The sequence below is a fragment of the Candidatus Rickettsia tasmaniensis genome (genome assembly GCF_036857515.1).
GTDB lineage: Bacteria > Pseudomonadota > Alphaproteobacteria > Rickettsiales > Rickettsiaceae > Rickettsia > Rickettsia rickettsii.
Window position 1 is genome coordinate 1 of sequence record NZ_JAQCNX010000003.1, and the last position, 19,022, is coordinate 19,022.

A 19,022-nucleotide genomic window follows, 5' to 3' on the forward strand; every position below is an offset into this window, starting at 1 on the left:
CATCTTATAAGAGCTACGGTGCTCACGTATTAAATTTATATCGTGAGTAGATGCTGAAAATAATTGTGAAATTAATTCTGTATGCATCGTGTAATCTCAAGTTAAAAGCGTAAGTAAATATAATAAGAGCGTATACGCTCCTCGCCTTATAGTCTCCTTGCTCTTTTCCAAATTAAACTTCGTCTACTCTTCATTTACTTTGGAGTATACTTTGGAATAAATCGAAACTAGTAGGATTTAACTTATAATCCACTTCTGCCTGTTGTAGCACTTTTAAAGTCTTTAGACATTCAGTGAGGCTAAGACCGTTTGCTATCTTCGTAAAATCATTAATATACTGATAGAAAATCGGTGGTGATAATGATTTTATTGCGAGTTCCAAACGCTCACCGTTTTTTACTTTCGACAAAACTATATATAAATTTAAATAATGCCTTATTAAGGCTCTAATAATTAAAACTTCATTGATATTTTGTTTTTTTAATATATCAAGCTCTTGCAGAAAATTACTATAATCTTTTTTTGAAAAATACATTGCTAAATCACTGCCGTTTGCCGTAATTTCGCTACTTATAACTTCTAGAACGTCGTTTAAAGTAATTTCGCGTGCGTCGTGAACAAAATATATTAATTTATTTATTTCGCTACAAATTAAATCATGATCACCTTTTAAATGAGCTTTTAAATAAGTGATAGCTTCTTTACTTATAACTTTATTAGTTTTTTCTACTTTACCTAAAATAATTCGTTCAATTTTTGCTTCATCGTCATGATAACAAGCAACTGCCGCTAAATATTCTTCCGTTTCAAAAAACTTTCTAATGCTCCCACTAGAAGTCATTTCTTCACCTATAAATACAGGAAAATTTATATAATCACTGTTTAGAATTGTTTTTAAATTCTTATCGATTGCATTCCCAACTGATCTAATTTTAATTAATTCTTTTTGACCAAAAAAATTAGACGAATTAAGTAATATTTCTAAAGATGAAATATTAAGATCTGCGTATTCTATAGAAGTTTGTAGCATATTTAAGCTTTTTACTAAATGCTTACAAATTTTTTCTATATAACCCTTATCAGGACCATATAGTAAAAGAGCTCTAATCTTTCCGGATGTTATTAGTTCAAATAATCTACCTATTTGTGAAAAATAAAATTTCATAGCTTAACTATTTCCGTGTAAAATATAAAATTAATCTGCTACGAATTTCTTCTGCTGCTTGATATGCCAAGTCTATTCCTGTTTCATCTCTTTCAACATTTGTTGCATATGGTGTAAAAATAGCATTATATGACGTGTTTTGGTGAAACTTCTCTTCAATTAAAACCTTTTGGCTTTCTATATCAATTAATTTATATCTAACCAATTGATTAATATATTCCCTTAGAACATTGGAGTTTTTTTCAATAGTAGCAGGCATAGTTGTTGCAATAAGCTTTACTTTAAGTAGGTATTTTGCTTGTGCTTTCTGAGGTAAAATACTAGTTAAACGATGATAAAACTCAGCTCCTTCAATTGTTCGAATTGGTTCAACTTCAATAGCTTCTAAATCATTATTTCTACTGTATTTTTCACTATATACCGGTTTTAAATTACAACTGCTCATTAGAAAGAATATAATTATTACAAATAAAGAACGCATATATTAGATAAGATTGGTTTTTTATATTAATAACAGTTTATTTCGATTTTGTGTAAAGAAAATTATAATAATTAGCATTTATTAATATTTATAGTAATAATATGTTAATTTATGTTGACATTAATAAGTGAGGCTTGTATACTGCCGCTTCAAAATTTTTATAGGTATTAGATGTTATTAAGACTCGTTCTAAGTATTCAAATACAAATACAAACAGCATTGGTAAAAGCATTGGTAAAAATAAGAATATATTTTCCCCTACTAGAAAAAGTAACTTTAACAAAATATAGCTCAACAGAAAATATTGAAACACTCAAAGTAAATACAGATGAAGCTAAAACTGTAAAGATTACAAAAGAGGATTTAGCAAAATCTTTTGAGTTATATGAAGAAAAGTTGATAATATTAGCACAAAAACTATCATCACAAACATCAATTAGTTATGATGCTTATAACCCTCGAACAGAGTATTACCCATTGATAGGAGAAGATGGAAGTACCAAGTATATCCCTATTACTGAATTATAATTTTTTAAGCTTTAAATTTAATCGGTAGGTTTTACATACTTACCGTTTTTTATTAAAGAGCTCTCTATATCTTCCTTGCAAATCTAATACTCTATGTTCAATTTACAAGGAAGAGGCTTGTCCGATAATTTACAAATTTTGTATACAAGCTCCATTATTGTATGCTTATTTTTTCCGATTATAGACATATCATCTTCTAAATATTTGTGCATATCTTCTGCCCAACCGTGCCATGGTTCTATCTATATTAAGCCGGTCTATAATATCTCGTTCACAATTTTGCAATATTTCTAATATTTCTTTACTAGTATTATAATATGATGGGGTAAGACCTGAAGCATCTTTGATCATTACTAAATAAGGATTTTTTGCTAATAAAGCTTTGATAATCTCTTTGTTAGCAATTCCTGTAACTGCTGAATGTAACACTGTTGAATCGTTATAGGTTATCTCTGTTACGTATTTAGCTAATTCTAATATTTTTTCAACTAATGTTTGTTCTTTATCCTCAACCACATCATGTAAGATATACTTATTATTTTTATCAAATCGAAATGCTTTTAGTGCAGCTTCATCATTCTTGTCTATTAATGCTTTGAATTTTCTTAAGAAGCTTCTTTTTTAGAAACATCCCTCTCTATATCATCATCATCTGAACGTGGTGATGTTAGTGAATCCTGAGTATTAGAGTTATTACTATTTTTTGTAAAAAACTTAAAAAAAGATGTTTTTTGTTTTATCTACTGTAGGTATTTGTTCTTTAGTCATTAATTCTCCTAAATTTATTAATTATTTTAGGAGGAATTGTTAATTAGCTATGTTTCTTAGGTGGTGAGTAAGGGGCGTTTTTCTGTCATTGCGAGGAAATTGCATAGCAATTGACGAAGCAATCTCAGGAGTTTGTTATTATTTCATGAGATTGCCACGCAGCCTACGGCTGCTCGCAATGACGGTTTTAGTATGTATCCACGCAACAATGCTATCTCGCTTTTGCAGAAATAACATAAAGAATATTTATCAATCCACACAAAAATGACCTAGTTGGCGAACTACTCTGAGCTAATTTGTAATTCTCCTAAAATATAAGATTACAAATTTAAGAATAATAACGCAACAAACCAAGTTGAATTATATATTACTTCATTGATTAAGAATTGTTAATTTATCACAATGTCATTAGTTACTGAAGTTTTATATTTCCCATATCCCAATCATGAGAAATAGTATTATACTTTAATATATAAGGCTTAGTATCTATAGAATCTAGAGTTACATCAGCAATCATATCATCATGCGACGAGATAAGTTCATTATAACCGAAATTAGCATAATAAGGTTGATAATTTCTAAATCTAACCGTTATAAACTTCTCTTTAGTAATAGCAGGTAAGAATTTCATCAAATCATCAAGATTACTTAAAGCTAAATCTTTCATCTCAAAAATTTGTAATCTATAAACATTTTTATAATCTTTAGTAAAAAATGTTGGTATAGAGCTAAAGCTACTACCGGATTGAACGGAAGCTATACTTAGAGCTTTAAGCGGAATACCTGATTTATTACTAAAATAATCATCGGCTTCAAAAAATACTGCACCGCCGAAATTTATCATTTTAGCGATTTTATTATTGTTCACATCATATAAATCTACTGCTTGTTCTAGCTTTTTTCCGTCACGAAATATAGTAAGTTTAATAGCTATTCCTTTGAAATTATCCATTTCTCTATCAAATAATGCTAGATTGCCGCCGAGTTCCTTATCATTAACTGCCCAAATAATATCACCGGCTTTTAAAGATTTTTCGGCAGGTGATCCGGCCAGAACTGCCTTAACGCTTATCACTCTATTTCTACTATCAGGAAATTTCTTTATATATTTATCCATTTCTTCTTTAGGGAAATTGTGATGTCTAACTGCTTTATTTAAAGAATATAACTCGCTTATTATTCCTATATGTTTTCTGCCTGGTTGTTTATTATTCTTTAAACTTTCTAAAGTGCGAGCTACATAATCACCGTGCAACGCTAGAGAATGAGTTTTACCGCCACCATATAATACTCCTATAGCCTCAATCTTATCGTTTAATACCGGTGAACCGCTAGCACCTCCTGTAGTATTTAAATTAATAACATAAGTACATTGCGGCATTAAACCTTCAATATTATAAAGATCGGACAAATAACCGGTATGGAAAGAAAAACCTTTTGCTTCTGTGTTACCGACTACAAAAACCTTTTGATTTAATTTTGGAAGTTCGCTTGCAAAAGATATTTGCGTTGCTGATGCCGGTATATCTTTACTCTCTACTTTTAAAACGGCATAATCTTGCCAAATATCGTAATAGATAAGTTTTGCTTCTACCTGCTCACCGTTATAAAAAGTAACAAAATAAGTTCCGATAGACGCACCGCCGACAACATGAGTATTAGTAATTATATAACCGTTGTTCTTATCGTTGATAAATCCCGTTCCAGTCCAACTACTTGTATCGTCATATGCCGATACGGCAATTCTAGTATCGATCGTTACGATTGCTTTCTTTGCTTTTTCAAATATAATAGTGCTTGTTTCGCTAGATGCTAAAACTATATTATTTAGGAAAACTAAATTAATAATACATAAAAGTTTTAGTAAAATCGGTAGTTTTTTCATTGTCACCTCTTGTAAAATCATTTAAGCCACACTATATCAAATCAAAAGTCATAATAAAATAAAAAAAAGAAAACGAGGAATCTTATGGGAAAAGTAATAGGTATCGACCTTGGGACTACCAACTCTTGTGTTGCGGTCATGGAAGGTAAAGAACCAAAGGTAATAGAAAATGCAGAAGGTGAAAGAACTACGCCATCAATAATAGCTTTTGCAAACGGCGAAAAATTAGTCGGGCAATCTGCTAAGAGGCAAGCAGTAACTAACCCTCGCAATACTATATATGCGGTAAAGCGATTAATCGGTAGAAATTTTATCGATCCTATGGTTCGGAAAGACCAAGGTATTGTACCGTATAATATAGTTAAAGCCGATCACGGGGATGCATGGGTCGAAGCGGATAATAATACAAATTCACCAAGTCAAATTAGTGCATTCATTTTACAAAAAATGAAAGAAACTGCTGAGAATTATTTAGGGGACAAAGTAACACAAGCAGTAATTACTGTACCTGCTTATTTTAATGATGCACAGCGTCAAGCAACGAAAGATGCCGGTAAAATAGCAGGTCTTGAGGTCCTTAGAATAATCAACGAGCCGACTGCTGCAGCTCTTGCTTACGGTTTTGAGAAATCGGCAAGTAAAACTATTGCAGTATACGATCTTGGCGGCGGAACATTCGATGTTTCAATTCTTGAGATCGCTGACGGTGTTTTTGAAGTGAAATCAACAAACGGCGATACATTCCTTGGCGGTGAAGATTTCGATACAAGAATATTAAACCATTTAATAGATGTATTCAAAAAAGAAAACGGTATAGATTTAAGTAAAGATCCTTTAGCACTTCAACGTTTGAAAGAAGCTGCGGAAAAAGCTAAGAAAGAGCTATCTTCTGCAGTAACTACCGATATTAATTTACCTTATATTACGGCTGATAGTAGCGGTCCAAAACACTTAAATATTAAATTTACTAGAGCTGAACTAGAAAAATTAGTAGATGATTTAATTGAAAAAACAATTGAGCCTTGCCGTAAAGCATTACAGGATGCAGGTTTTAAAGCTTCTGATATTCAAGAAGTAGTATTAGTAGGCGGTATGACTAGAATGCCTAAAGTACAAGAAGCCGTAAAAAAATTCTTCGGACGTGAGCCGCATAAAGGCGTAAATCCCGATGAGGTTGTAGCTCTCGGTGCTGCTATTCAAGGCGGAGTACTTAATAAAGAAGTAACGGATATATTATTATTAGACGTTACACCTCTATCCCTTGGCATTGAAACTCTTGGCGGCGTATTTACAAGATTAATCGATCGTAATACTACTATACCTACTAAGAAAAGTCAGGTATTCTCAACTGCTGATGATAACCAGCATGCCGTAACTATTAGAGTATTCCAAGGTGAACGTGAAATGGCAAAAGATAATAAATTACTTGGTCAGTTTAATCTCGAAGGTATACCTCTTGCACCAAGAGGTTTGCCGCAAATAGAAGTAACGTTTGACATTGATGCTAACGGAATAGTGCATGTTTCAGCTAAAGATAAAGCAAGCGGTAAAGAGCAGAAAGTAACTATTCAAGCTTCCGGTGGTCTTAGCGATGCAGAAATTGAACAAATGGTTAAAGATGCCGAACAAAATGCTGATGAAGACAAAAAGCGTAAGGAACTTATTGAAGCAAAAAATGCTGCCGATAGTTTAGTTTATTCTACTGAAAAAACTCTTACAGAATATGGCGATAAATTATCATCAGACGATAAAGGAGCTGTTGAAGAAGCACTAGCCGCTTTAAAAGCCGTGCTTGAGTCGGAAGATGCTGCTTTGATTAAAGAAAAGACCAAAAGTTTAACTGCAGCTAGCATGAAAATCGGTGAAGCGATGTATAAAGCACAAAGCGAGAGCCAACCTGCTGAAGAAAGTGCCGCTAATGATGAAAAAATAGTAGATGCCAACTTTCAAGATGTAGAGAAGAAGTAGAAGTAATTTCGTCATTGCGAGCAGCGGTAAGCTGCGTGGCAATCTCGTTAAATATCCTGAGATTGCTTCGTCAAATTACTATGTAATTTTCCTCGTAATGACGTTACAATCTCATTTTATAAATTAAATTATGTCACAAAATTATTACCAAATACTAGGGGTTAGTAAAACAGCTAGCCAAGCTGACCTTAAAAAAGCCTACCTCAAGCTAGCCAAGCAATATCACCCTGATACTACTGATGCTAAAGATGCTGAAAAGAAATTTAAAGAAATCAATGCCGCTTATGATGTTCTAAAAGATGAGCAAAAAAGAGCTGCTTATGACCGTTTGGGACATGATGCTTTTCAAAATCAACAATCACGAGGGGGAGGAGGAAATCATGGCGGTTTTCACCCTGATATTAACGACATATTCGGTGACTTCTTTAGCGACTTTATGGGAGGCAGCAGAAGATCATCACGCCCAACTTCAGCTAAAGTTAGAGGCTCAGATTTAAAATATAATCTGACAATTAACCTAGAGGAAGCATTTCACGGTATAGAAAAAAATATTAGCTTTTCTAGCGCAGTAAAATGCGATACTTGTCACGGTAGCGGTTCTGAAAAAGGTGAAACCGTAACTACTTGCGATGCTTGCAGCGGTGTTGGAGCGACTAGAATGCAGCAAGGATTCTTTACGATCGAACAAGCTTGTCATAAATGCCAAGGTAACGGACACATTATAAAAAATCCTTGCAAGAAATGTCATGGTATGGGACGTTACCATAAACAACGAAATTTATCGGTAAATATTCCTGCCGGTGTTGAAAACGGTACTAGAATAAGACATACCGGAGAAGGGGAAGCAGGTATTAGAGGCGGTAATAGCGGTGATTTATACGTTGATATAGCAATAAAACCACATGATATTTATAAAGTAGACGGAGCACATCTACATTGTAAACTACCTATTAGTTTTGTGAATGCTGCTCTTGGAGGAGAGATAGAAGTACCGGTAATTGAAGGCGGAAAAGTGAACTTAACAATTCCTGCAGGCACACAAAACGGTGATCAATTAAGGCTACGCAGCAAAGGTATGTCTAAAATGAGATCAACTATTAGGGGTGATATGCTTACGCATATTCATGTCGAAGTACCTAAAAATTTATCTAAAAGACAACGTGAATTACTAGAAGAATTCAAAAAAGAATCCATAAATGAAAAAGAAAATGACGGCAGCTTTTTTAATAAAATGAAAAGTCTGTGGTCGTAAATTTTATTTACCTTTCCTATAGAAATGAAACCTCCAATATTATAAAATATTATTTGTATATTACCGGAGGTTTTTATGCCTTATAAAAATAATAACGATTTACCTGATTCAGTTAAAAATCATTTTCCGAGCCATGCTAAGGATATTTATCGCGAAGCTTTTAATCATGGCATTTGAACCATATAAGGATGCCGATAAAAGACGTGGAAATGACTCTAGAGAGACAGTTGCACATAAAGTAGCATGGTCCGGCCGTAGAAAAAAAATACCATAAAAATGATAAAGGACATTGGGTAGAGAAATAAGTCTAAGAATATAGACCTATTCAGAAACTCTACTTCTAGGGGTAATTTGTACGTCGATCCGGTACTTGAATCCTTACGTACAAGTCGCTGCGGTTCTGCGTTCTGTGTTTCCTTCAAATTCCTCCCTATAAACGAGTTTCTGAATAGGTCTAATTTATAAGTTTGTGAGATTTTAAATTGAATCCTTGAAATTCTGTAAGCCTATATGTATATTTAGTTATTAACTGAATTTAAGTTCTTATGAAATTAACAAAATTATTGAGTACCCTTTTAGTTATAGGGTTAGTTTTAGGCGGGTGCAAAAACAAAAAAACCAGTGATGACATAGTAGTCCCTATCCCTACCCTTTATAATGAAGGTATTACCTTATTGGAAAAGAAAAAATATAAGAAAGCTGCAGAAGAATTCGGAAGAGTATTTTACCAGCATCCAGGTAATGAAATGACGTCGCAAGCTGAATTGATGCAAGCTTATTCTTTATTTCTCACCGCTCAATATGAAGAAGCGGTTGATGTGCTTGATATGTTCATTAATTTGCACCCTGCAAATGTTGACATTGCTTATGCATATTACCTTAAAGCATTATCATATTATATGTTAATTTCAGACGTAAATCATGATCAATCTAGAACTTTCCTAGCTAAAGATAGTTTTGAAGACGTAATAGCAAAATTCCCAAATACTAAATATGCTATTGATTCATCTTTAAAAATTGACCTAGTAAACGATCATTTAGCAGGTAAAGAGATGATGGTAGGTCGGTTTTACTTAAAGAAAAAGAATCCGATGGCAGCTATAAATAGATTTGAAGAGGTAATTGATAATTATCAAACTACTTCTCACTCGGTAGAAGCTCTTTACCGTTTAGCCGAGAGTTATATGATGCTCGGACTTCCGGATGAAGCAAAAAAATATGCCTCAGTGCTAGGTTACAACTATCCTGATAGTCAATGGTATAGTTATGCGTACAGGCTAGTTCAGAACCACCAAAATTAAGCGGCATATGTTCTGCAGTCTCTCAGTTAAAAACTTCATTCTGATAGACGAGCTGGAAATTGAGTTTAATAAAGGTTTATGTGTTATTACCGGTGAAACGGGAGCTGGTAAATCTATTTTACTTGATGCTATTTTATTTTGCTTAGGTTATAAAACTTCAAATAATATAATAAAGCGTGGAAAAGATTACGCTGTTGTTAATATAATATTCGCTTTAAATGAAGAAATAAAAAATTTTCTGATTCAAAATTTTATTGAACCTGAAGAGTTATTGTTTGTAAAGTATCTGCAAAAAGCCGAAGGACGAAAAAATTTTTTCATTAATAATCAAGTGGTTACTAAAGCTCTCATGCAGCAATTAGCTACTTATTTATTCGAGCTTCATGGACAAAATAATAATATTTCTCTTCTAGAAGCAAATACGCAGCGTGATATTTTAGATAGTTATGGGAATCTTTTGGACTTTCGAGCGGAGCTTTCCAAATGCTATCAGACTTGGCAAAATACTCGGAAAGAAATGGCCGAAATAACACTTAAGCAAAATTCTATAGAACAAGAAATTGATTATTTGAGCTTTGCAACGGAAGAATTAACTAAACTGAACATTCAAACAGGTGAAGAAGAAAAATTAGCAAATCTACGAAAAGATTTGCAAAATAAAGATAAGGATTCACAGCTAATAAAAGATATTCTAGAACAGATTAATAACCCTGAAATAAATACATCGATTAATAGAGCAGAGAAATTATTAGCAAGGCAAGGCAATAATGAGCGTTTTGAAGCTATCGTTACAAGTTTAGAGGAAGCCTATAATAATCTAGAAGAAGCACGCCAAGAATTATCAAATCTGTTAGATAGTTTTAATTATGAGGAATATAATCTTGAAGAAACAGAAGAAAGATTATTTTTAATAAAAGCTATTAGCCGTAAATATAATGTTCCTGCTGATGAGTTAGGTGTATTTTTAGATAAATCTTTAGAGCAGCTCAGTATATTACAAAACAAAATAGCAAATAGTAATGAGTTGAAAGCTCAAGAAGTACTACTGCAGAAAAAATATTATGAACTAGCGAGTAATTTATCTGCAAAACGTCTTATTGTTGCAAAACATCTAGAAGAATCGTTGCATCAGGAGCTAAAGCAGCTTAAAATGGCGAAAGCAATTTTTGAGATTGAGATAAATGCTAAAGAACCAACAGCCGACGGTAATAACGATATTGTGTTTAAAGCGTCTACTAACCCGGGAACGGCAGCTGCAGCAATTAATAAAATCGCTTCCGGCGGTGAATTATCAAGATTCATGTTAGCTTTAAAAACTTCTTTGTTTGATAAAATGGTAAAACCATCTATTATATTTGATGAAATAGATGTCGGGATTGGCGGAGAGGTCGCAGATAAAGTAGGTGAGCGATTAAAAAAACTTAGTAGCGTTACTCAAGTAATAGTTATTACGCACCAGCCGCAAGTAGCAGGTAAAGCGGACTTGCATATAAAAATCGAGAAAACACAGCTAGAGAAAGAAACGAAAGTAACGGTAAAAGCTTTAAATTTAGCTGAAAGACAGGAGGAACTCGCCCGCATGATTTCAGGTAAAACAATCACCAAAGCAAGTTTAAAAGCAGCGAAGGAGTTGTTGCATTTGTAATAGGCACTAGCGGTACGGTTTTTATGTCATTCCTGCGAAAGCGGGAATGACATAATAGGGAACATATGAACAACAACTACACAAAATTAGAAAACGAATTTGCAACCATCTCACATTTTAATAATATCTTGAGCATATTATACTGGGATGTTGCCGTAAATATGCCTATGGGTTCAGGTGAGAGTAGGACAAATGAAATAGTAACTTTAACTTCGCTAGTTCATTCTATGCTCAAATCTCCTATTCTAAAGGAGCTACTTAGCAAGGCAAAAGAAGAATCAAAGAACCTTGATGAATGGCAGAATGGTAATATTAGAGAGATTGAGAGAAAAGTAACAGATGCAAATTGTATTGACGAGCAGCTACAAAAGAAATTGGTAGCAGCTACTACTAAAGCCGCACTTGTTTGGCGAGAAGCAAGAAAACATAACGACTATAATTTATTCAAATCACACTTACAAAAAGTCTTAGATTATACGAAAGAAGTTGCTAAAGTACGAGTAGATGCTTTTAATTGCGGATTATACGATTCATTAATAGATATGTTTGATCCAAGCAGAAAAAGTAGCGAGATCAAACAAGTTTTTGCAGTACTTAAAAAAGAACTCCCGCAGCTCATAAATAAAGTTTTAGAAAAACAGAAAACCGAGAAAGAACTAGTAAAGCACAGCGAACTAGCTCCTGAAATGCAAAAGCGTATCGGAAAACGCATTATGGGAATTATGCAGTTTGATTTAACAAAAGGACGATTAGACGAATCGACTCATCCTTTTTGCGGTGGAACGCCAAACGATATACGTTTAACTACTAGGTATGATAAAGATAATTTCATAAGCGGTTTAATGGGGATTATTCACGAAACAGGACATGCTTTATATGAGCAGAATCTACCGGAAATGTATAAAGGGCAGCCGGTTGGGCTTGCTAAAGGTATGGCTTTTCATGAAAGCCAATCTTTATTTATGGAAATGCAAGTAGGTAGATCAAGAGAATTTACCGAATTTTTAGCTAAATTACTTAGAGACGAATTTGCTTTTAAAAGCGAAGAATATTCAGCGGCAAGTTTATATAGAAAAATTACAAGAGTTACGCCTGATTTTATAAGAGTAGATGCAGATGAAGTAACTTATCCGATGCATGTAATATTACGTTTTGAGATAGAGGAAATGCTTATCAATGGCGACTTGAATCTCGATGAGTTACCAAGCTGTTGGGATAGTAAGATGCAGGAATATTTAGGCGTTAAACCGGTAAGTTTTAGTAACGGCTGTCTTCAAGATATTCATTGGTCACACGGAAATTTCGGTTACTTTCCCGCCTATACAAACGGCGCAATTATCGCATCAATGGTGATGAAAAAAGTAAAAGAGATGCATTCAAATATAAAAGATGATATATTAAAGGGTGATTTTAGTAATCTAAATAATTATCTAAATAAGAATTTTAGAAATCTCGGTTCGTTAAAAAATTCAGCCGATTTATTAAAAAGTGCTAGCGGTGAGGAAAAAATTAGCCCTGAGGTGTATATAAGATATTTAGAAGGGAAGTATTTATAGTAATAAAATCGTTATTGCGAGGAAATTACGAAGTAATTGACGAAGCAATCTCGGGAGAATTGCTGAGATTGCCACGCTCCTTGCCGTCGCTCGCAATGACGATTAGGTATCTTCGCAATGACGGCTTATGACAAAAACTAAACAATACAAACAATAATATGGAAGAAGACTTTAAAAAAACAGGTTATTTATTTGGCGGGAATGCTGTTTTTGTTGAAGAGCTATATAAGCAATATCTAGCCAACCCTGCCTCGGTTGATCAAACTTGGCAAGAATTTTTTGCTGGCATTAAGGATAATAATACTTTACTCAATAAAAGTACGGCAAAAATAATTATCCCTGATGAAATAAAAAAAGAATCGTTAAATAATAATTTATCTTCTGAAGACTTAAATAGTTTAAAAGCTAAGGAAATGATCAATGCTTATCGCAAGCATGCTCACTATTTAGCGAATCTTGATCCGCTTGGTCTTGAGCTACGTAAAACAAAAAATGATTTAAAGCTTAATATAGAAACTTTTGGTCTTGATAGCGGTCAGCTAGAAGAAAATATCAATATTACGGATGAATTTGTCGGTACTTGGAACTGTAAATTATCTGAATTAGTGACCAAGTTCGATAAAGTTTATACAGGTTCTATAGGTGTAGAGTTTGAGCAAATAGAAAATGTAGTAGAAAAAAACTGGTTATATAATAAGCTAGAAAGCGAAGTTACGTTTTCTTCTGAAGACAAAAAAACTATCTTAAATGATTTAGTAGAAGTAGAAGGGTTTGAGCAGTATTTACATACAAAATTTCCCGGAGCTAAGCGTTTTTCCGTTGAGGGTGGTGAGGCTTCTATAGTTGCTATGAGTAAAGCTATAGATTTATCCATGCATCAGGGCGTCTCAGAAATCGTTATCGGTATGGCACATCGAGGGAGATTAAACACTCTAACTAAAGTAGTAGGTAAGCCATATAAAGCCGTTATTGCGGGCTTCATAAGCGGCAGCGTATTTCCTGATGAGCTAAATGTTTCAGGCGATGTAAAATACCATTTAGGCTATTCGTCCGATAGAACTCTAGAGGATAAGAAAATACACTTGTCGCTAGCCGATAACCCTTCACATTTAGAAGCGGTCAATCCTATAGTTGCAGGAAAAGTAAGAGCGAAGCAAGATATTCTTGGAGATACTAAACGCAGTAAAGTCAAAACTATTTTAGTGCATGGCGATGCTGCTTTTTGCGGTCAGGGCGTGGTTGCCGAGAGTCTATCAATGTCACCTTTAGCTGCTTATGATATCGGCGGGATATTGCATTTCGTTATTAATAATCAGTTAGGTTTTACGGCTAATGCTGCAAATACTAGAGCTAGTAGATATTCTACGGAGTTTGCTAAAATCATAGCTGCCCCGATTTTACACGTTAACGGTGACGATATAGAAGCAGTGTTAAAAGCCACCAATATTGCAGTAGAATACAGGCAGAAATTCGGTAAGGATGTTGTAGTAGAGATTATTTGTTATCGTAAATATGGGCATAATGAGGGCGATGAGCCAATGTATACTCAAGGCAAGATGTATAACATTATTAAAAACAAACTGACCCCTGGAAATATTTACGCAAATGAGTTAGTAAAAAGCGGTGTAATCGACAATAATTATTTTGCTAAGTTAAAAGAAGAATTTAAAGCAAAACTAGATAAGGCATATGAGCAGGCAAAAAGTTATAAGCAAGAAGCACATTTCTTAGGCGGATTATGGCAAGGTATTTCTCGTACTCGTACACAAGCTACAATAACGGGTATCAGTAAAAAAACATTACACGATTTAGGAACTAAACTATGCGAAATACCGAAAGATTTTGCCGTTAATCCAAAACTTGTAAAACTATTTGAAGCTCGAAAAGCCACTCTAACAGCTGATCAACCTATTGATTGGGCGACGGCAGAGCAGCTAGCTTTTGCAAGCTTGCTTGCTTCAGGCACAAATATAAGGCTAACCGGACAAGATTCGGGACGCGGTACTTTCTCGCATCGTCATTCAGTATTGCACAGCCAAATTGATGGTACTACCTATATACCTCTAAATAATTTATCTAAAGAACAAGCAAAATACGAGATAGCCGATAGTAATTTATCTGAATATGCGGTGCTTGGTTTTGAGTATGGTTATTCACTCGCAAACCCAAAAAATTTAGTTTTATGGGAAGCACAATTCGGTGATTTTGCTAATGGAGCTCAGATTATTTTTGACCAATTTATTTCAAGCAGCGAAACTAAATGGCTTCGTATGAGCGGGCTTGTGGTTTTGTTACCTCATGCATTTGAGGGACAAGGACCGGAGCATAGTTCGGCAAGACTTGAGAGGTTCTTACAACTAGCGGCTGAGAATAATATGTATGTTACATACCCTACTACCCCTGCTTCGATTTTCCATCTGCTACGTCGCCAAATACTTGATGATACCCGTAAACCGTTAATCGTAATGTCGCCGAAATCATTATTACGTCATAAATATGCCGTATCTAAACTTGACGAGCTAGGTGAAAATACTACTTTCTTACCGGTTTTAGATGAAGTAACTAAAGTAGATACAAACAATATTACTAAAGTAATTTTATGCAGCGGTAAGGTATATTACGATCTATTTGAAATGCGTGGCAATAACAGTAATATAGCGATTATTAGGCTTGAGCAATTATACCCTTTTGAAAAAAAACTTGTAGCATCGCTATTAAAAAAATATAATAGGACGCAGGAATTTATTTGGTGTCAGGAAGAACCAAAGAATATGGGAACTTGGTGTTATATAGTTTCTCACTTAAACGATGCTTTAAAAGAAGCAGGAATTAATAATGAATTTAAATATGTAGGTAGAGAGGAATCAGCCTCTCCGGCAGTAGGCTCGCTGCAAGCACATAATAAACAGCAAGAGAGGCTATTAAGGGCAGCATTGGGAATATGATTCTTAGGGTATTGCCTAATAATCATCATTGCGAGCGACTAAAAGGAGCGTGGCAATCTCAAGAATTTGCCTGAGATTGCTTCGTCGACGCTTATAGCGTCTGCTCGCAATGACGATAAAACTATACAGGGCGATGCTATACAAAAATATAGGAGTAAAATAAATTATGAGCGTTAAAATTATAGTACCGTCGCTTGGGGAGTCCGTAACGGAAGCAACTATTGCCAAATGGTATAAGAAAGAAGGCGATTCGGTTAAAACCGATGAATTACTGTTAGAAATCGAAACCGAAAAAGTGACTTTAGAAGTTAATGCTCCTTGCAATGGTACTATAGGTAAAATATCGAAAACTGACGGTGCAAATGTAGCAGTTGGCGAAGAAATAGGCGAAATAAATGAAGGGGCAGCTGCAAATACTGCCGGTACTAATAATGAATCTGCAAAAGCTCAAGCAGTGACGCAACCTACTTCAGAAAAACCTGCCGTGGCTAATAATACTCTTGCTCCTTCTGTACAAAAATTAGTTACCGAAAATAAGCTTGACCCCAATAATATAAAAGGAACAGGTAGAGACGGTAGAATTACCAAAGGTGACGTGCTTACAACAATAAACACTACGGCTACTTCTGCTCCTGCAATAAGTAAATCTAATGAAGAAAGAGTGCAGCGTGTTCGTATGTCGCGCTTGCGTAAAACTATTGCACAGCGTTTAAAAGATTCACAAAATACAGCAGCTATTTTGACGACTTTTAATGAAATCGACATGTCAAAAGTAATTGCTTTGCGTAATCAATATAAAGAAGAGTTTGAGAAAAAGCACGCTGTGAAACTTGGGTTTATGTCTTTCTTTGTTAAAGCAACAATTGAAGCTTTAAAGCTTATTCCATCGGTAAATGCTGAAATAGATGGCGATGATTTAGTATATAAAAATTACTATGATATAGGTGTAGCTGTCGGAACAGAGCAAGGGCTTGTTGTACCGGTTGTTAGGGATACCGATAAAATGGGATTTGCCGAAGTGGAGAAAGCTATAGGAATTTTGGCTAAAAAAGCTCGTGAAGGTCAGCTTTCTATGGCTGATTTGTCAGGTGGGACATTCTCGATTTCTAACGGAGGCGTATATGGCTCATTATTATCTACACCGATTATTAATCCTCCTCAATCAGGTATTCTAGGCTTACATAAAACCGAGGAAAGAGCTGTAGTTATAGACAGTAAAATTGAAATACGTCCGATGATGTATATAGCTTTATCTTACGATCATCGTATAATTGACGGGAAAGAAGGAGTATCGTTCTTGGTAAAAATTAAGCAGCTTATTGAGAATCCTGAAAAGTTATTGTTAAATTTGTAAAAAATTGTCATTGCGAGCAGCCGTAGGCTGCGTGGCAATCTCATGAAATAATAACCAAACGCCTGAGATTGCTTCGTCAATTACTTCGTAATTTTCCTCACAATGACGTGGTCCCGTTTTTACTCTTTGAAAAAAAAGTAAAATCATTCAAAGAAAGGAAGTATATAATAATGATAAAATGTACTCGTCGTATTGAGTTCGATGCAGGACATAGAATTATAGAACATCAAAATAAATGTCAATTCCTGCACGGTCATCGCTATGTTCTTGAGATCGCTATAGCCGCAAACAAAACCGATAAGCTTGGTATGGTAATCGATTTTGGTTTAATTAAGGATTTAGCTAAAAAATGGATTGATGAAAATTTTGATCATAGCTTAATCCTACATCAAGACGATAAGGAAATGGGGCAGCAAATAGAAAATTGTACCGGTCAAAAAATATATTACATGCAAAATAACCCGACTGCAGAAAATATAGCGACGCATTTAAAGAATGAAATTTTTCCTAAACTTTTCGTAAGTCAAAACTTCTTCGTAACGAGCCTCAAACTATATGAAACACCGAATTGTTTTGTTGAGGTTTAGGCATGCAAGATTGCTGTTTAATTTTAACTACTACTAATGATTTGCAAATTGCCGAGAAAATAGCATCTGTTTTGTTAGAATTAAATCTTACTGCCTGCATTCAAATTGACGATGTCAAAAGTTACTTTAGATGGGATGGTAGAGTAACTTTAGAAAGTGAATATAGACTTGTAATTAAAACAAAATCTTCTAATTATAACGAAATTGAAAATAAACTCCTTGAAATTCATAATTATGAATTACCGCAAATAATAAAAATAAATATTGACTATGGCTTTCAAAAGTACTTAGAATGGATTAACCAAAATAATAAATAAACTTATAGTTGAGAAAATTTAAAAATTAAGTAAGTAAATTATGAAATTATGGCAAAAAGTTACCTTAGGGTTAATCTTAGGTATTATATATGGTATATACTTACCACAATATGTTAATTATATTAAACCTATCGGTGACATTTTCTTACGTTTGATAAAAATGATCATTACCCCTTTAATTTTCTTCAGTTTGGTTTCCGGTATCACTAGTATGAATGATAATTCTGCCCTTGGTAGAGTAGGAATGAAAGCGGTAGCCGCTTTTTTAGGTACTACTTTTTTTGCCACGGTTTTTGGACTCACTGTTGCCTTAGTATTAAAGCCAGGAGTAGGCGTACATATAGATTTCACCTCTTCAGGAACGACAAGCAGAACTTCATTTAATATAATTGATTTTTTTGTAAATATCGTCCCTGATAATGCTGTTGGGGCTTTTGCAAACGGTGATGTCTTACAAGTTGTATTTTTTGCTATTTTTGTTGGAATTACCTTAAACAAAATGAAATCTATCGGTGAACCTATTACTGATTTAATTCATGTAATGTCAAAATTAATATTAAAAATGATATCGTTTGTTATTCAATTATCCCCTTACGGTGCTTTTGCTTTAACAGGCTGGATTGTAGGCATGCAGGGAGTTGCGGTAATGATTAGTTTATCAAAACTTGTTGTAGCGGTAGTTGTGGCGATGACATTCCAATATTTAGTTTTTGGCTTACTTATATGTGTATTCTGTCGTGTTTCACCTATACCTTTTTATAAGAAAAGTTTTGAGTATCAGATACTTGCTTTCTCTACTTCAAGTAGTAAGGCAACTCTTGCAACTACTATGCAAGTTTGTCGTGAAAAGCTTGGCATTTCAGAGTCTAGTACTTCGTTCGTACTTCCGATAGGTGCGTCAATTAATATGGACGGCTTTGCTATAAATTTATCTCTTACCACCATATTTTTTGCTCAGATGATGGGAGTAACGCTTGCTCCTCACGACTATTTAGTCATTATTCTCACCTCAACACTTGGATCTATCGGTGGTGCCGGTATTCCCGGTGCCTCTTTGATAATGCTTCCTATGGTTCTTTCTTCGGTTCACTTACCTATAGAGGGAGTAGCAATTATTGCTGGTATTGACCGAATACTTGATATGCTACGTACTACTATCAATATTACCGGCGATGCAACAATTACTATGATTATAGACAACAGCGAAGATACTTTAGATAAGGAAGTATATTTATCTTAATGATATTGCTAACTAAGACCAGACATTGTT

General features: G+C 34.3%; 16 protein-coding genes and 2 pseudogenes. 12 read left to right on the forward strand and 6 right to left on the reverse strand.

The window, feature by feature from the left end:
• Positions 1-190 precede the first annotated feature (190 nt).
• The gene (gene holA, locus O6R16_RS00990; protein WP_499679626.1) at positions 191-1,165 is read right to left on the reverse strand and encodes a DNA polymerase III subunit delta; all 975 of its coding nucleotides are present in this window, start codon (positions 1,163-1,165) and stop codon (positions 191-193) included.
• Positions 1,166-1,172: 7 nt separating this feature from the next.
• Entirely contained in the window at positions 1,173-1,646 is a 474-nt protein-coding gene (locus O6R16_RS00995) for a hypothetical protein (RefSeq protein WP_499679627.1), read from the reverse strand.
• A 171-nt stretch (positions 1,647-1,817) separates the two neighbouring features.
• Here O6R16_RS00995 and O6R16_RS01000 point away from each other — a divergent pair, with 171 nt between their 5' ends.
• On the forward strand, positions 1,818-2,174 hold the full coding sequence (locus O6R16_RS01000; protein WP_499679628.1) for a hypothetical protein: 357 nt from the start codon (positions 1,818-1,820) through the stop codon (positions 2,172-2,174).
• Positions 2,175-2,317: 143 nt separating this feature from the next.
• Here the strand turns inward: O6R16_RS01000 and O6R16_RS01005 are convergent.
• A pseudogene (locus O6R16_RS01005) lies at positions 2,318-2,603 on the reverse strand (hypothetical protein); the annotation flags it as partial.
• Positions 2,604-3,354: 751 nt separating this feature from the next.
• Entirely contained in the window at positions 3,355-4,848 is a 1,494-nt protein-coding gene (locus tag O6R16_RS01010) for a S1C family serine protease (RefSeq protein ID WP_499679629.1), read from the reverse strand.
• Positions 4,849-4,911: 63 nt separating this feature from the next.
• Between O6R16_RS01010 and dnaK the strand changes: the two genes are divergently transcribed.
• The 3 genes from dnaK to O6R16_RS01025 all read left to right on the forward strand — a co-directional run bounded on the left by dnaK (position 4,912) and on the right by O6R16_RS01025 (position 8,224).
• A complete protein-coding gene (dnaK, locus tag O6R16_RS01015) occupies positions 4,912-6,795 on the forward strand; it encodes a molecular chaperone DnaK (protein ID WP_499679630.1) in 1,884 nt (627 codons plus the stop codon).
• Positions 6,796-6,925: 130 nt separating this feature from the next.
• On the forward strand, positions 6,926-8,047 hold the full coding sequence (gene dnaJ, locus O6R16_RS01020) for a molecular chaperone DnaJ (RefSeq protein WP_499679631.1): 1,122 nt from the start codon (positions 6,926-6,928) through the stop codon (positions 8,045-8,047).
• A 75-nt stretch (positions 8,048-8,122) separates the two neighbouring features.
• Positions 8,123-8,224 carry a ChaB family protein gene (locus O6R16_RS01025; protein WP_499679632.1) on the forward strand — a complete coding sequence of 34 codons (102 nt, stop codon included), beginning with the start codon at positions 8,123-8,125 and terminating at the stop codon, positions 8,222-8,224.
• Positions 8,225-8,376: 152 nt separating this feature from the next.
• Here O6R16_RS01025 and O6R16_RS01030 read toward each other — a convergent pair.
• A pseudogene (locus tag O6R16_RS01030) lies at positions 8,377-8,491 on the reverse strand (palindromic element RPE1 domain-containing protein); the annotation flags it as partial.
• Between the two features lie 101 nt (positions 8,492-8,592).
• Between O6R16_RS01030 and O6R16_RS01035 the strand changes: the two are divergent.
• The 5 genes from O6R16_RS01035 (at position 8,593) to odhB (ending at position 16,848) form a co-directional block, all read left to right on the forward strand.
• Complete coding sequence (locus O6R16_RS01035) at positions 8,593-9,348, forward strand: outer membrane protein assembly factor BamD (RefSeq protein WP_499679633.1); 756 nt, start codon at positions 8,593-8,595, stop codon at positions 9,346-9,348.
• 7 nt (positions 9,349-9,355) lie between these two features.
• Complete coding sequence (gene recN / locus O6R16_RS01040; protein ID WP_499679634.1) at positions 9,356-10,993, forward strand: DNA repair protein RecN; 1,638 nt, start codon at positions 9,356-9,358, stop codon at positions 10,991-10,993.
• 65 nt (positions 10,994-11,058) lie between these two features.
• Positions 11,059-12,549 carry a carboxypeptidase M32 gene (locus O6R16_RS01045; protein WP_499679635.1) on the forward strand — a complete coding sequence of 497 codons (1,491 nt, stop codon included), beginning with the start codon at positions 11,059-11,061 and terminating at the stop codon, positions 12,547-12,549.
• 158 nt (positions 12,550-12,707) lie between these two features.
• Positions 12,708-15,494, forward strand: coding sequence for a 2-oxoglutarate dehydrogenase E1 component (locus O6R16_RS01050; protein ID WP_499679636.1), 2,787 nt, complete (start codon positions 12,708-12,710; stop codon positions 15,492-15,494).
• Positions 15,495-15,660: 166 nt separating this feature from the next.
• Positions 15,661-16,848 carry a 2-oxoglutarate dehydrogenase complex dihydrolipoyllysine-residue succinyltransferase gene (gene odhB, locus O6R16_RS01055; RefSeq protein ID WP_499679637.1) on the forward strand — a complete coding sequence of 396 codons (1,188 nt, stop codon included), beginning with the start codon at positions 15,661-15,663 and terminating at the stop codon, positions 16,846-16,848.
• On the opposite strand, the gene O6R16_RS01060 is transcribed toward odhB, so the two are convergent.
• The gene (locus O6R16_RS01060) at positions 16,837-16,995 is read right to left on the reverse strand and encodes a hypothetical protein (RefSeq protein ID WP_499679638.1); all 159 of its coding nucleotides are present in this window, start codon (positions 16,993-16,995) and stop codon (positions 16,837-16,839) included. The two genes, odhB and O6R16_RS01060, sit on opposite strands and share 12 nt — an antisense overlap.
• A 23-nt stretch (positions 16,996-17,018) precedes the next feature.
• On the opposite strand from O6R16_RS01060, the gene O6R16_RS01065 reads away from it, so the two are divergent.
• Genes O6R16_RS01065 through O6R16_RS01075 form a run of 3 tightly spaced genes read left to right on the forward strand, consistent with a single transcriptional unit; the run spans position 17,019 to position 18,992 of the window.
• Positions 17,019-17,435 (forward strand): 6-pyruvoyl trahydropterin synthase family protein, encoded by a 417-nt coding sequence (locus tag O6R16_RS01065; protein WP_004996555.1) that lies wholly within the window; start codon positions 17,019-17,021, stop codon positions 17,433-17,435.
• 2 nt (positions 17,436-17,437) lie between these two features.
• Entirely contained in the window at positions 17,438-17,752 is a 315-nt protein-coding gene (gene cutA, locus O6R16_RS01070; RefSeq protein WP_499679639.1) for a divalent-cation tolerance protein CutA, read from the forward strand.
• 40 nt (positions 17,753-17,792) lie between these two features.
• On the forward strand, positions 17,793-18,992 hold the full coding sequence (locus tag O6R16_RS01075) for a dicarboxylate/amino acid:cation symporter (protein WP_499679640.1): 1,200 nt from the start codon (positions 17,793-17,795) through the stop codon (positions 18,990-18,992).
• The last annotated feature ends 30 nt before the right edge of the window (positions 18,993-19,022 follow it).